The 12,988-nt window shown below is 49.5% G+C and carries 17 protein-coding genes; 6 read left to right on the forward strand and 11 right to left on the reverse strand.

Going from position 1 to position 12,988, the window contains the following annotated elements; genetic code table 11:
• The first annotated feature begins 17 nt into the window (after positions 1 to 17).
• Positions 18 to 638 carry a MotA/TolQ/ExbB proton channel family protein gene (locus tag ACE3T3_RS07390; RefSeq protein ID WP_374665515.1) on the forward strand — a complete coding sequence of 207 codons (621 nt, stop codon included), beginning with the start codon at positions 18 to 20 and terminating at the stop codon, positions 636 to 638.
• Positions 638 to 1,042 (forward strand): ExbD/TolR family protein, encoded by a 405-nt coding sequence (locus ACE3T3_RS07395; protein ID WP_374665517.1) that lies wholly within the window; start codon positions 638 to 640, stop codon positions 1,040 to 1,042. Before ACE3T3_RS07390 ends, ACE3T3_RS07395 begins: the two co-directional genes overlap by 1 nt.
• A 131-nt stretch (positions 1,043 to 1,173) precedes the next feature.
• Here ACE3T3_RS07395 and msrA read toward each other — a convergent pair whose 3' ends face one another.
• From msrA to thyA, 5 genes are all read right to left on the reverse strand, one after another.
• A complete protein-coding gene (gene msrA, locus ACE3T3_RS07400) occupies positions 1,174 to 1,695 on the reverse strand; it encodes a peptide-methionine (S)-S-oxide reductase MsrA (protein ID WP_374665519.1) in 522 nt (173 codons plus the stop codon).
• Between the two features lie 113 nt (positions 1,696 to 1,808).
• Positions 1,809 to 2,264: an META domain-containing protein gene (locus tag ACE3T3_RS07405; RefSeq protein WP_374665521.1), complete on the reverse strand. Its 456-nt coding sequence runs from the start codon at positions 2,262 to 2,264 to the stop codon at positions 1,809 to 1,811.
• A gap of 224 nt (positions 2,265 to 2,488) precedes the next feature.
• Complete coding sequence (locus tag ACE3T3_RS07410; RefSeq protein ID WP_374665522.1) at positions 2,489 to 3,514, reverse strand: DUF4105 domain-containing protein; 1,026 nt, start codon at positions 3,512 to 3,514, stop codon at positions 2,489 to 2,491.
• A gap of 51 nt (positions 3,515 to 3,565) precedes the next feature.
• Positions 3,566 to 4,078 carry a dihydrofolate reductase gene (locus ACE3T3_RS07415; protein WP_374665524.1) on the reverse strand — a complete coding sequence of 171 codons (513 nt, stop codon included), beginning with the start codon at positions 4,076 to 4,078 and terminating at the stop codon, positions 3,566 to 3,568.
• A gap of 243 nt (positions 4,079 to 4,321) precedes the next feature.
• Complete coding sequence (gene thyA / locus ACE3T3_RS07420) at positions 4,322 to 5,164, reverse strand: thymidylate synthase (RefSeq protein WP_374665526.1); 843 nt, start codon at positions 5,162 to 5,164, stop codon at positions 4,322 to 4,324.
• 89 nt (positions 5,165 to 5,253) lie between these two features.
• Here thyA and ACE3T3_RS07425 point away from each other — a divergent pair, with 89 nt between their 5' ends.
• The 3 genes from ACE3T3_RS07425 to ACE3T3_RS07435 all read left to right on the forward strand — a co-directional run bounded on the left by ACE3T3_RS07425 (position 5,254) and on the right by ACE3T3_RS07435 (position 6,983).
• Complete coding sequence (locus ACE3T3_RS07425) at positions 5,254 to 5,433, forward strand: hypothetical protein (protein WP_374665528.1); 180 nt, start codon at positions 5,254 to 5,256, stop codon at positions 5,431 to 5,433.
• Positions 5,434 to 5,724: 291 nt separating this feature from the next.
• Positions 5,725 to 6,246: a hypothetical protein gene (locus ACE3T3_RS07430; RefSeq protein ID WP_374665583.1), complete on the forward strand. Its 522-nt coding sequence runs from the start codon at positions 5,725 to 5,727 to the stop codon at positions 6,244 to 6,246.
• A 203-nt stretch (positions 6,247 to 6,449) separates the two neighbouring features.
• Entirely contained in the window at positions 6,450 to 6,983 is a 534-nt protein-coding gene (locus tag ACE3T3_RS07435; RefSeq protein WP_374665529.1) for a CHAP domain-containing protein, read from the forward strand.
• 61 nt (positions 6,984 to 7,044) lie between these two features.
• Here the strand turns inward: ACE3T3_RS07435 and ACE3T3_RS07440 are convergent, their stop codons facing one another.
• The 3 genes from ACE3T3_RS07440 to lgt form a co-directional block, all read right to left on the reverse strand.
• Positions 7,045 to 7,260: a hypothetical protein gene (locus ACE3T3_RS07440; RefSeq protein ID WP_374665531.1), complete on the reverse strand. Its 216-nt coding sequence runs from the start codon at positions 7,258 to 7,260 to the stop codon at positions 7,045 to 7,047.
• A 73-nt stretch (positions 7,261 to 7,333) separates the two neighbouring features.
• The gene (locus ACE3T3_RS07445) at positions 7,334 to 7,720 is read right to left on the reverse strand and encodes a hypothetical protein (protein ID WP_374665533.1); all 387 of its coding nucleotides are present in this window, start codon (positions 7,718 to 7,720) and stop codon (positions 7,334 to 7,336) included.
• 126 nt (positions 7,721 to 7,846) lie between these two features.
• Positions 7,847 to 8,659 carry a prolipoprotein diacylglyceryl transferase gene (gene lgt, locus ACE3T3_RS07450; protein WP_374665535.1) on the reverse strand — a complete coding sequence of 271 codons (813 nt, stop codon included), beginning with the start codon at positions 8,657 to 8,659 and terminating at the stop codon, positions 7,847 to 7,849.
• A gap of 93 nt (positions 8,660 to 8,752) precedes the next feature.
• On the opposite strand from lgt, the gene ACE3T3_RS07455 reads away from it, so the two are divergent.
• The gene (locus tag ACE3T3_RS07455; protein WP_374665585.1) at positions 8,753 to 9,532 is read left to right on the forward strand and encodes an NRDE family protein; all 780 of its coding nucleotides are present in this window, start codon (positions 8,753 to 8,755) and stop codon (positions 9,530 to 9,532) included.
• Between the two features lie 56 nt (positions 9,533 to 9,588).
• On the opposite strand, the gene ACE3T3_RS07460 is transcribed toward ACE3T3_RS07455, so the two are convergent.
• The 3 genes from ACE3T3_RS07460 to tatB all read right to left on the reverse strand — a co-directional run bounded on the left by ACE3T3_RS07460 (position 9,589) and on the right by tatB (position 12,983).
• Entirely contained in the window at positions 9,589 to 11,547 is a 1,959-nt protein-coding gene (locus ACE3T3_RS07460; protein WP_374665537.1) for a PhoX family phosphatase, read from the reverse strand.
• 186 nt (positions 11,548 to 11,733) lie between these two features.
• Positions 11,734 to 12,531: a twin-arginine translocase subunit TatC gene (gene tatC, locus ACE3T3_RS07465; RefSeq protein WP_374665539.1), complete on the reverse strand. Its 798-nt coding sequence runs from the start codon at positions 12,529 to 12,531 to the stop codon at positions 11,734 to 11,736.
• Positions 12,528 to 12,983 carry a Sec-independent protein translocase protein TatB gene (gene tatB / locus ACE3T3_RS07470; protein WP_374665541.1) on the reverse strand — a complete coding sequence of 152 codons (456 nt, stop codon included), beginning with the start codon at positions 12,981 to 12,983 and terminating at the stop codon, positions 12,528 to 12,530. Before tatB ends, tatC begins: the two co-directional genes overlap by 4 nt.
• Positions 12,984 to 12,988 lie beyond the last annotated feature (5 nt).

Consider the following 12,988-nt stretch of genomic DNA (forward strand, 5'->3'; position numbering starts at 1 on the left):
CCTTTAGGAGTTCGAGTATGAACTTTTCAGTTTATTGGCAGCATGCCGATGCAGTCAGCAAAACACTGTATTTTGTGCTGCTGGCCATGTCGATTGCAACGTGGACTATTTTTGCCTTGCGCATTATGGGCACACGCCAATTGAAGCAAGCGGCTTATCAGCGCTTGTCCGATGCATTAAGCGCATTGAAAGCGAAATGTGCGCCGCTGAGCTTTGAACAGCGCAAAGCGGTTGCTGAACAGGCGCTGCTGCGTCAAATTTCGGCGGAAAAAGCCAATGCGGAAAAGGGTGTCTCTGTTTTAGGCACAATCGCTTCTCTTGCGCCATTTGTCGGTTTGTTCGGCACCGTATGGGGCATCTTCCATGCCTTGGTTGCTGTCGGCAAAAGCGGGCAGGCAGGCCTTGCGCAAGTGGCGACACCGGTCGGCGAAGCGCTGATTATGACGGGCTTAGGTTTGGCTGTGGCGATTCCAGCGGTATTGGCTTACAACATTGCCGTGCGTTTTAACCGCACCCTAAGCAATGAGTTGCAAGATCAGGCGCATGGTCTACTCATCGATACTATGCTACAGCAAGACTCTGCAAAAAAAGCTGAAGTGAAAACAGCGCAGGAAAGTTTAGTTGGAGGTCAAGCTTAATGGCTTTTCAATTGGGTGAAGATAACGATTCGGGCATGACTGAGATGAACCTCATTCCGCTCATTGATATTATGCTGGTATTGATGATCATCTTTTTGGTGACAGCGACCGTTGCCAACCCATCAATTCCATTAACCTTGCCGAAAACCACTGCGGATATTGTTGATTTGCCGCCGCAAAAGGTGCAGGTCAGCATTAATGCCAATGGCGACGTTGCTTGGGATGACCAAGTGATTACGCTGCAAGAGCTGGAAAAGCGCTTTGCTGAAGCAGGCAAAGCGCCGCGCCAGCCCACAGTGATTTTAAAAGCAGACAAAGAATCACGCTATGATACTGTAGCGCAAGTGATGTCACGCGCGAGCGAAGCCGGACTCAGTGATATTGCCTTTGCAACAGACAATTGACAGACAGTTGATGAGATTAAAGCATCAGTTTGATGCGGATAAAAAAGTGGCCCTTTCGGCCACTTTTTTTGCTTTCTGACTGGAGATTTGCGCAGCGGCGGCTGCGCTTCGCCATTTCAGCCGGGAAGGCGTTAATCTTTCAGCAAGTCTTGGAATTTGCTGTGCAGCTTCATCAATTTGGGCGGAATGGCAAAATTGCAGTAGCCTTGTGATGGATTGCGGGCAAAGAAATTCTGATGATAGTCTTCGGCGGGATAGAAAATCGGCGCCGGACTGAGTTCGGTCACAATCTTCAGGCCTTCCGCTTTGAGCGCGTCAATGGCCTGTTCCGCCTGCTGCTGCTGCGTGTCATTAAAATAATAAATCACCGAGCGGTACTGCGTGCCGACATCATTGCCTTGGCGGTTGAGCGTGGTGGGATCATGGGTTGCAAAGAATACATCCAGCAGTTGCGCGAAGCTGATCTGCGTTTCATCATACTGCACTAAAATCACTTCGGCATGCTGCGTATCGCCATTGCAGATTTGCTCATAGCTCGGCTGCTGCACATGCCCGCCGGCATAGCCGCTAGTGACTGCGCTGACGCCTTTTAATTGTAAGAAAACAGCTTCTGTGCACCAGAAGCAGCCGCCGCCGAATAATGCATGTTGCATAATTTTTCTTCCTATTTTTTATTTATGAGAAATATATCGGGGCATTTCTGCCAGCTGCAATGCTGGGATGCCGGAAAAAGCAAAGCCTGCATGGATGCAGGCTTTGTGAATGATCAGCGCGGCTGTACTGCGCTTTCATATTGAATCAGCAGGTTGCCGTGGCGGTCCATCAGTTTCAGTGTTTTGCCGAACACTTGATAATGTGTGACCTTGGACAGCGCTTCATTGTACTTTTGCGCAAGATCGCCGTTATTCAGGCACGCCATGCGGGTGCTGGCCAGCTGGCTCATATTCAGCGTATCGTTGCCGGCAGCATAGGCGCCAGTCAGGCGGTTGCAGCCGTCAGAACCGGATACGCGCTTGGTGGCTTCATCAAATTGGATGCTGGGAATATTCCGGCTGGAAGGCGAGGTTTGAATTTCGGTATTGCCGATCTGGGTGGCAATCCAGGTTTTATTTTGCAGCAGCTGTAAATTGTCGCTGACGCGTTGCACCGTTTGAACACTTTCACATCCGCTGATGATGACAGCAGAACCAAGTGCCGCAGCTAAAAGCAGCTTTTTAAGCATGGTCGGATTCTCTTGTTCTCAGTAAGTATCGTTTATATAAACAAATATTTAGCCAAATCACCAGCCGTATTTGTATCTTTATTTTAATGCCTGGGTTTTTGCAGAATTGAACTTATAAAAATCGGCCTGCTAAAAATGGGCAGTTCAAGCAATCAAGGCATTGATGCTTCCGGCTGAATGCAGGCGTACTTTGATTATCCAGACGCAGTATTATTCAGGTGTATTTATTGTCCAGGTGCAGGCAGCCCTTTGCGGGCAAGCCGTGAAAAATCTGCGCTGCTGATCTGCTTGAAGCCGCTGACGCGCGGATTGATATGCGCGCGCTGATACCAGGCCTGCATATTCCATTGCTGTGAAATGGCGTGCAAATCATACAGATAATTCGGCAGATAGCCGGAAGCGAATAAGCGGTAATCCATCGGCAGTTTCTGCGGTGAAACGGCCTGCACCATATCAAAAACCAGCGTTGTGCAGTTGCTGGTCAGCGTGTTGTACCATTTCGGATGGGCGGCCAGATCATCGGCTTTATGCAAATATTCTTTGAACAGTTCCTTGCGTTCAGATGGCGGCATATTCACTGGGAAAAAATAAACCTGTTCTCCGCGCACATTGCTGCGGGTATAGACAATGTCCTTTTCATCAGCAGCCACTAAGCTGAGCTCATATTTGCGGAAAAAACCGCCAATGGCTGAAAATTCTTCATTTTTTTCTTTGCGGATTTCAATAGAAAAAGTCAGCGGCCGGCTGTGGGCAAAATCAAAACTTACCAGGGTATGGGCAATTTTAGGCCCCATCCAATAGGACGTGATGATATTGACCCCGGTGATTTGATTCAGGTCAAATTGGCGGGTTTCCCAGCGCTTGGTATAAGTGCCGTCGGCATGCCAGTCAAAGTTGCGGATATTATGCAGCGTGATGATGTCGCCGCGCTGTTCATAATGCAGCATTCGGGATACTTCAGGCGCCCATTCACGGTCTTGTTTGGCGGGCAGCCCAAAATACCAAAACAGGCTGCAGAGAAAGCCTAAGATATAGATGATGATGTCTTTTTTGCGGCTGAAAAAATGCCGAGATGCATAAATGCCTAAAATACTGAGGGCAAACGCGGCCCATGCGCCGATCAGGATCCGGCTCCAGAGCCAGCTGACCGGCTCTTGAATCCACAGCGCCATGCAGAGCCAAATGGATGAGCAAATGACAAATAAGCTGAATGCGCCATGCAGCATGTTCAGCCCGATTGTTTTGATCATTTGCCGTGTGTCCTGCTGCAGCATCATTATTCTTTTATGTCGATATTTTCTTTATTTTCGGTAGGTTGCAAACTCAAAAGCAATCCCTGTTTTGTCGTCAATATGTTGCTCTGAGGCTGCTTTAGTGAATTCAGCCGGAATGGCCGGATAGTGCGCATCGCCTTGGACATCCAGCTCAACATGGGTCAGTTCCAAGCGGTCTGCAATGTCCATTGTTTGCTTGAAAATTTCGCCGCCGCCAATAATAAAAATACTGTTTGGCTTTTCAGAGGCCTGAACATCGGCTGCCGCTTGAGCCAAGGCGTCGTCGATGCTGTGCGCCACTTTGGCTCCTTCATAATTCCAGCTGGCGTCGCGGGTAATCACCCAATTGACGCGTTTAGGCAGAGTGCGCCCCATTGATTCTAAAGTCTTGCGGCCCATAACGACAACACCGCCTTGGGTGATCTCTTTAAAGTGCTTCAGGTCAGCGGAAATATGCCAAGGCAGGGCGTTGCCTTTGCCGATGCAGCGCTGCTGATCCATTGCGACCACATGAACGACTTCTAAATTTTGAAATGACATTTTACCGTCCCTTGTCTTTTGAATCCCGCTCTTGCAGCGCCATGTCCCTCAGCTTGAAAAAGCGGGGCTGGGTTTGTTTTTAAAGCAAGAGCGGGATGAAAATTGTATTTAAACGTCCTGTGCCTTAATCGGGTCAGAACGCTCATTGGCCAGAAAGCGCTTCAAGCTGCTTCCCTGATCTTCTCTTGCACTGAGCTTTAAGGCAAGGCTTAAAGCGTGCAGAGGAGAGGGTGCAGGATCAGTTTAAACCGCGACCGGCGCTTTAATGCCGGGATGGGATTCATAGCCGGTGATTTCAATATCTTCAAACTTGAAATCAAACAGGTCTGTAATGCCTGGATTGAGCTTCAATTGGCACAGCGCCATCGGCTCACGGCTGAGCTGCAGTTTGGCTTGTTCAAAATGGTTGATATATAAGTGCGTATCGCCGCCAGTCCAGACAAAATCGCCTACGCCGAGGCCGCAGACCTGCGCAATCATATGGGTCAGCAGCGCATAGCTGGCAATGTTGAACGGCACGCCAAGGAACACGTCCGCGCTGCGCTGATACAGCTGGCAGGACAGTTTTCCGTCTTGGACAAAGAATTGGAACAGGGTATGGCACGGCGGCAGCGCGACATTGCCGGCTTCATTTGGATTCCAGCCGGAAACAATCAGGCGGCGTGAATTGGGATTGGTTTTGATTTCATTGATTAGCCAGGCAATCTGGTCAAAACCGTCCTGCTGGTAGGTGTCGTCAGCATTTTTGGTTGCGCCGAAGTTGCGCCATTGATGGCCGTAAACTGGGCCAAGTTCGCCTTCTGGACGGCCAAAGCGCGCAGTTTGCTCTGCGGTAGACCATTCATCCCAAATGCTGACTTTATTGTCCTGCAGATACTGAACATTGGTATCGCCTTTTAGAAACCACAGCAGTTCAATCACAATGGAGCGGAAGTGAACTTTTTTCGTGGTCAGCAGGGGGAAACCTTGAGAAAGGTCAAAGCGCATTTGATGACCAAATACAGAGCGGGTTCCTGTACCGGTACGGTCGCCTTTATCGCCGCCGTGATCAAGAATGTGCTGTAAAAGGTCTAAATATTGGCGCATATCACTCTCATAAAAATTGGTTTTGCTGACCGCACATCTTAGCCGTTTTTAGCGGCAGATAAAACTGTTTAGCCGATTCAAATTGCGGGATGCGCCAGCGCATTGGAGCAAAGATGCGATGGCCGCTTTGCGCTGTAAGCATGGCTCTTGAACTGATGGGAAAAGCGCCAGCGCGGAGCAAAAGCGCGCTGCAAAAAATTGCGCTTCGCAATCAAGTTGCTAAGAATGAATTACATTTATATAAAGAAGTTTTAAGTTTGGCTTTTTAGTATCAAATGCGTCAAAACGCTGCTGCCCAAGATTCAGCAGCGGATTCTTTACAGGGACTGAGAGGAACGCGTATGCTGGTTGATATGCACCCGACTGAAATACATCAAAATGATCATCAAGCGCCCATGCAGGTGATTCTCCGCAAGGAAAACAGCCGGCCGCAGTATTCCAGCCGAACCAGTTTCGATCCTCAGGCGGTTCAGCCCTCGAATGCAGTTCCGCCGAAGGCTTCTGAAAGCTCGAGCCGCACTGAATTGAACCATGCCGCTTCTGCGTCCAGTCCAGCCAGTGTGAATCAAAACCGCTTTAGACCGAATGGTGCGCTGAATTATGCGGCGAACAGCAGTCATGACATCAAGAATGGCCATGCCGTACGCTATCGCTGGACGCCGGCAGAGGAGGAAGCATCCGATACGGACAGAGCTGACGATTTCAATACTGATCATTCCGGCTTTAGCATTGATAAATTTGTGCAGAAACTGGACAGCATTCAGGCGCTGGCCAGTTCAAAACGCTGCGCGCGCAGCATCCGCATGGCGCTACAAAGCGCGGGCGCTGTTTTCGGCAGCCATCCCGTTGCCGCTTCGGATTGGGGCGATACCTTGACTCAAATCGGCTTTAAGCAGATCCAGCCGGAATTTGATCATCCTCAGGAGGGCGATATTTATATTATCCGGCGCACCAATAAGCATGTGTATGGCCATATTGCCGGATTCAGCGGCTCGCAATGGGTGTCGGACTTTAAGCAGAAAAGTTACGATGTGTATAAAGAAGATGGCTTAAAATATGAATATTACCGTTTAAATTTTTAAATCTGCACTGAATTTATGCAGTTGCTGCTGTTTATTTTTTATAAAAAAGTGCTGAAAAATAATCATTTGAATAGTATGAAGATCTGTTTTTTAAATTTTATTACATTTTTTATATGCAATAATTTTCATCTAAGCGTACCATCCTCTACGGTTAAAATTTGTAAACTCGATCAATTTTGATTGCAGAGGAGGTTGTTGCAAGAATGGTTTATGATCAAAGCGTGGACATGCAGAATGCGCATGGCCCAGTCAAAGCAGAAATCGTGATCCGTTCACAGCAAGGCAAACGCCCGCCTTCTCCGCAAAAATCGTTCAGTGCAAATGCAAAGGCCAGTTCAAAGCATAAAAGCGTCTTTGGCGCCAATAATGGCCAGCGTATCGATATTGATAAATTTGCCCAGCGCCTGCGCGGCGTTACTGCGCAAACCAGCGGTCAAAAGTGCGCAAAGAGCGTGCGCATCGCTTTGGAATCGGCAGGCGCAAAATTGAATGGCCATCCCGTGGCTGCAGCAGACTGGGGCAGCACGCTGCGCAAAATTGGCTATCAAAAAATTAATTTGGCTTTTGACCGTCCGCAAAAAGGCGATATTTATATTATCAACCGCACGCAAAAGCACGTGTATGGCCATATTGCGGCCTATACCGGTTCAAATTGGGTGTCTGACTTCCAGCAGCGGACGTACGCCGTGTATAAAGATCCGAATGTGCGCTATGAGTATTACCGCTTAGGCGAGTAAAGCATCCAAGCTGTTCAATTATAGGATTGGCCTGTACTCGAAAAAACTCAGCCGCGCCGCGCTATTCAAAGCGTTTGGCGCGGTTTTTGTAAATCAGGGGCAGCATGAAGCCAATCACCATAAAGCCCAGCGCTTGCATTGCGGTATAAGGCAGGTGAGGCGCAGGCAAGGCGGAGATGGTCCATGCCAGCCCCAGCAGAGGCAGCGCAAGCGGCAGCAGTTGAAAACCTTGCGCATAGCGCCCGCCGGCGGTTATTTTTAGACTCAGGATTCTCAATGCGTGCAGGCCGCTGCTGAAACCATCAGTTTGATTTCACGGCTGAAGCGTTCAGAATAGAAAAAATCCAGCATTACTTGGCGTCATTTTTCGGCTGATGCGCATTCAGCAGCGACAGCGGCGAGAAAATGCAGATCGACAGCGCCATAAAGCCAATGCCTTGCGCGCCCGGAATTAAAATCTCGCCTTCTTTCATATTCATGAAAATCAGCGCCAGCAGCAAGGCGATCGGAATCCAGGTCAGCAGGCGGTACAGCAGCCCAGTGGGGTTGCTGTAAGCGAAATGAATCTTGCAGTAGCGGCAGATCAGAAAAATAATGCCGGTGCCCAGAAACATCAAAATGGCATCCAGTTTCAGCGGTTCCATCCAATACAGCGCAGCTGTCGCGGCAGCAATAACAGCGAAAATCATAAATTTTTTCAGGACAGAAATTTGCGGATTGAACCAAAATTCGAGCATGCGCTTAGCAGTCTATAAGGGGAAAGCTAAAACTGTAGCACAGAACGCAGGGGAAAATGCAGTGCAAAAAAAGCGGGGCATTTGCCCCGCATTAATTTCATCTCAGTTATTCTTGGTTTATTGGCCTCAGCTGTTTTTGAGCGGGCCCCAGTCGTAGATTTTTTTCTGATAGGCATACCAGATCATCCATAGGCCAATCAGAATCATCGGCACAGTCAGGAACTGGCCTTTGCTCATCCAGCCGATAAACAGCTGGCCATTGTCCGGTTCGCGGAAGAATTCCACCACAAAGCGCGCAATGCCGTAGCCGATTAAAAACAGCGCAGACACAGCATAGCGTGGACGCGGCTTGGAACTGAACCACCACAGCACGATAAACAGAATAAAGCCTTCACACAGCGCTTGATAAAGCTGTGAGGGATGGCGCACCAGCTGCAGCGGATCGGTCGGGAAGATCATGCCTAGCGCAAAGTTTGGATCAGTGACGGGGCGGCCATACAGTTCACCGCCAATAAAGTTGCCGATACGGCCGAACATCAGGCCTGTCGGTACGCAGGGCGCAATAAAGTCTAAAGTTTGGAACCAGGTCATTTTGTATTTTTTGCACCACAGCAGCATGGCGATCATCACACCGAGAAAACCGCCATGGAAGCTCATGCCGCCGGTCCAGACTTGGAACAGCCACAACGGGTTGGCTAAGAATTGGTCAAATCCGTAAAAGAAGACATAGCCGACCCGGCCGCCGACCACCACCCCCAGCGCGCCATAGAAAATCAGGTCTGAGACCATTTCTGAGTTCCAGCCATCCCGCTGTTTTGCGCGGTGCGTTGCCAGTCCCCAAGCAAATAAAAACGCCAATAAATACATCAATCCATACCAATGGACTTGCAGCGGCCCCAGCGATACCGCGACAGGGTCAATATTCGGGTAGGTCAGCATTGCTGCTCCTTGTCATTATGTTTTGCACAGATTTTAGCTGAATGTGATGAAAAATGTTGTACATTCAATGTGTAAAGATATCGAGTGAGATTTATGTGCATTGTGGCTTTTGCTTGGCAAGTTCTGGACGATACCCCGCTCTGCCTGATTTCAAACCGTGATGAGTTTTATCAGCGGCCCACCGCGGGCTTAAAGCCGTGGCCAGACAGCCCGATTATTGCGGGGCAGGACTTGCAGTCCGGCGGCACCTGGATGGGCGTGACCGCAGCTGGGCGCTGGGCGATCATTACCAATTTCCGTGACGGCAAGGATCAAAAGCAGTATCCGACCTCGCGCGGCCATTTAATTCAAGCCTTTTTGGAATCGGCACAAACGCCGATCCGTTTTGCCCAAGAACTGGAAAAAAAGCAATGTGACTATGCCGGCTTCAATCTGTTTCTGGGCGATCAGCATCAGGCTGTCTACATGAGCAACCGCGGCGAAGCGCCGCAAGTGCTGGCCAAAGGAGTTTATGTAGTGTCCAATGGCCTGATGACTGAACATTGGGAAAAGACCAAGCATCTGCGCAAGCGCTTTACTCAGGAATTTTTGCCGATGCTGCAGCAGGCGGCTGTGCCTGAGGCGGATGTGGAATATGCGGTGTGGGATATTTTAGAAGATGAACGCAAGGTGATTCCAGAGCTGCTGCCGAATACCGGCATCAATGCGCAGATGGAGGAGCTGCTGTCATCGACCTTTATCCAAAGTCCTGTGTACGGCACGCGCTGTTCCAATTTTTTGCGGATGCACAATCAGCATTGGCTGTGGCAGGAAAAAACCCAGCAGGGCCCTGCACAAAATGAAATAACGGCGGTTGATGTCGCTATTCAATAAAAATACCCGCCATTGCGGCGGGTATCAGGTCTAAAGAGGCCTATCGTCAGCAGCTGTTATTTCTTCACGATCGACGGGCTGACAGGATCTGCAGTGATATAGCCGACACTGGCGCTGTAGCCGCCGTTGTAGTTGGCCAAAGTAGCGTCTTTTAATTCCTGAGGCAGGCTGCTCATATCGCCCGCATGCTGGAAGTTGCTCATAATATAGGTCCAGCCATTCACCGAATCGACTGCATGCAAGCCTGTGGATTCCGCGCCGGCAGGCGTAGACAGCAAGCGCACAGGCGCTGCGGCTTCGGTGTCAACGTCGTAGGCCCAAAGGAAGTTGTTTGGATGGTTGCCGCTGTCTTCACCGATAAACAGCGTGCGCAGCGCTTCAGAGAATTTTAAATTGTCCGGGCTGGCAATTTTATCTGGATTCGCTGTATTTCCTAGGCTGTCAGCAGGAATGTCTTCACCGACCAGCAGCATTTTTGATTGATACGGCACCCAATCACTGATGATGGGCTGGCCGCCAACTGTGCTTTGCGCTGCAGCCAAATCATGCGCGACAATACCGCCCGCCGTGATTTTTTTGCTGAAAGAAACGTTATGCGCATCAACCCATGCGGCATTGTCCTTAATCATCGAATCCTGAATATTCGCCAATGCTGAATAAGCCACTTTGTCTTTAATGTTGACCGTTGTGCCTTCCATTTTGGTAAAGGCCATGCTTGCGCCTTTCAGCGCGGCATAACGATGCGTTTCAAGGAAAGCTGCCGCTTTTTCCATGCCCGGCTTCACTTTCACCCAGAGTTTTTTCTTGGCTAAGATAATTTCGGTAAATGACCCATCATTTGGATTGACATTCACGCTTTCCATGATGTCGTTCGGCTGAATATTTTGGATATTTACCAGATCTTCAATTTCTTTGCTGGTTGCATGGCCCAGTTCAATCCATTTGATTTGACCCGTGCTGTTCTCGGAAAGCAGCGAGGTGTATTTCGCGGCATATAACGTACCGGCAGACAAATCTTTCTCTTTGTCCGCAATGAACATAAAGAAGCCGCCATTGGTGTAGTCGTCACCCATGATCACTGTGCGGTTATCCGGCATCACATGAACCAGCTCGTGTGAAATGCGGCCGAGGCAGTAGTGCTTGATAATCTTGCCGCTGCCGTCTTTATTGACGATCACTTCAGGCAAATGGCCGTAGTTATACGGTTTCGCCGCATTTTCATCACCAAAGAAATTTTTGCCGATGCCTTTGGGGCTTGGCCCGCCAATGCCTTGTTCAAAGGCATCAGGCTCGTATTCTTCGCTGGATAAATGCGTATTCCATGGCGACATGCTGGCGCCGCACGTAATCCATAAACCGTGCACGGAGGAGGTGTCGACGTTGTAATATTTTTTCAGCGCTAAATGGCCGGTTTTCTGATCTTGATCCAACGTCAAAATTGCAATCGGTGATGGGAGGTTGCCGTATTCGCTGCTGCCCGCCTGGTTTTGTGAGGCATATTCAAATTGCACCACATGGAAGATCGGATTGCTGACGCCATCCACTTTGGCATCGGCCAAATGGATTAAAGATGAGCCGTCTGGACAGTCTGAAAAGAATTGGCGCGGAGCTGCAGGCACAGAGGTGTCCATAATCGGCTGGCCCTTGGCGTCAAAATAGCCGCCTGCCACAATTTCACCGCCGCCCCATTTCGGCACTGTATTGCCTGTTTCAAAGAAGCTTTGATAGCCCAATTGATACTCTGTACTGGTCGAATCATCCCATTCAATTTTAAGTTTGGAACTGACCGAAGTTTTTGCGCGCTCTGCAGTTGCTGTCGGCGCATCCATTTTAATAAATGTGGCTGACTTTAAATTGGCAGGCTTCACGACCGGTGGAATGGCCGCATCATCACTGCTGTCATTGCATCCCGCTAACGCTGCTGCTGTGCCCATTGCACCTAAAGGTAAAAAAGGAATGCCTGCAAACCATTTAAGCAGGTCACGGCGGCTTGGCTGAGTCGAATTGGCTGTCATAGTAAATCCGTGTGTATTTGTTTTTAAGTCGGCTATGATTCTATGAAGCTCAAATGACAGATTATTGACACTTTTTAGACAGTTTGAAGACAATGGCAGGAAGATTGCGCCATCAAAAAAGCCCTGAAATTCAGAGCTTTTATGAAATGGATTTGATTTTAAGCGGCAGCTGAAGGCCGATGCGCCTTAAGCCGATGCGCTTTCAGCAGGCGCATCTTCCGTTTTGGATTTGCGCTTTTCCAATAATTTCCCCAGCAGCAGGCCCAGCTCGAACAGCATCCACATCGGAACGGCCAGCATAATCATCGACAGCGCATCCGGCGGGGTGACAAACATCGAGACAAAAAAGCAGCCCACAACAATAAAGCGCCGTTTTTCCACCAGGCTTTGCGTGCTGACCACACCGATTAAGATCAGAATCAGGGTGATAATCGGGATTTCAAAGGTCAGCCCAAAGACTAAAAACAGCTTCAGGCAGAAGCTGAGATAGCTGTTGATGTCGGTCATCGGGGCAACTGTTTCCGGCGACACACTGATGAAGAAATGCAAAATGGCCGGCAGGGTAATGAAATAGGCAAACGCAATGCCCAGATAAAACAGCGCAATGCTGCCTGCCAGCAGCGGAATGGCTAAAAAGCGCTCTTTGGCGTACAGCGCCGGACGTACAAAGGACCACAGCTGATAAATGATAAAGGGCATGGCCAGCATCAGCGCCACAAACAGATTCAGCTTAAATGGCGCCATAAAGGTTGCAGTCACATCGGTGGCAATCATGGACGACGTTGCTGGAAGCTGCTGCCTTAACGGATCAGAAAGCAATTGATAGGTATAATTGCGAAAGGGCAGCAGGCAGAAAAACAGCGCAATGGTCACGCCGACAATTTTAAAAAGATACTGACGCAGAACGATTAAATGCTGCATCACGGGCATTTGGTCCAGCTGTTCAGATTCAGTCTTCACTGCAGCTGCAGGCAATTCACTCATACGGCAATCTTCAGTTTAACGGTTGAATTTTCGGATTCCGGTGCCGGGCATAAAGCATCCCAGTGCTGGATCAGATGGCTGCGGGAATAGGGCTTAACGGGCGCTTCAATCGGCTGAAAATGCAGGGATTGCAGATCAGCTGCGCTTGGCTTTGACGCAGCCTGCGCTTCAGCGGCCTGCGGTTCCGATGAGGGATTGCGCAAAGCATCGATTTGCTGCTGCATGCGCCGCTCCAGTTCGGTGATGCGTTCAATTTCTTTTTGCACTTCTTCACGGAATTCGGATAAACGCAATTCGCGGTCAATTTCAGTTTGCACGCTGCTGATGAGGCGCTTGAATTTGCCATACCATTTGGCTGCGAACCGTGCGCCTTCCGGCAGCTTCTCTGGGCCGAGCACCAGCAGCGCAATAATGGCAAAGCACAGCAGTTCGGTCATTCCAATATTCAGCATGACAC

The organism is Acinetobacter sp. (assembly GCF_041919735.1).
Taxonomy (GTDB): domain Bacteria; phylum Pseudomonadota; class Gammaproteobacteria; order Pseudomonadales; family Moraxellaceae; genus Acinetobacter.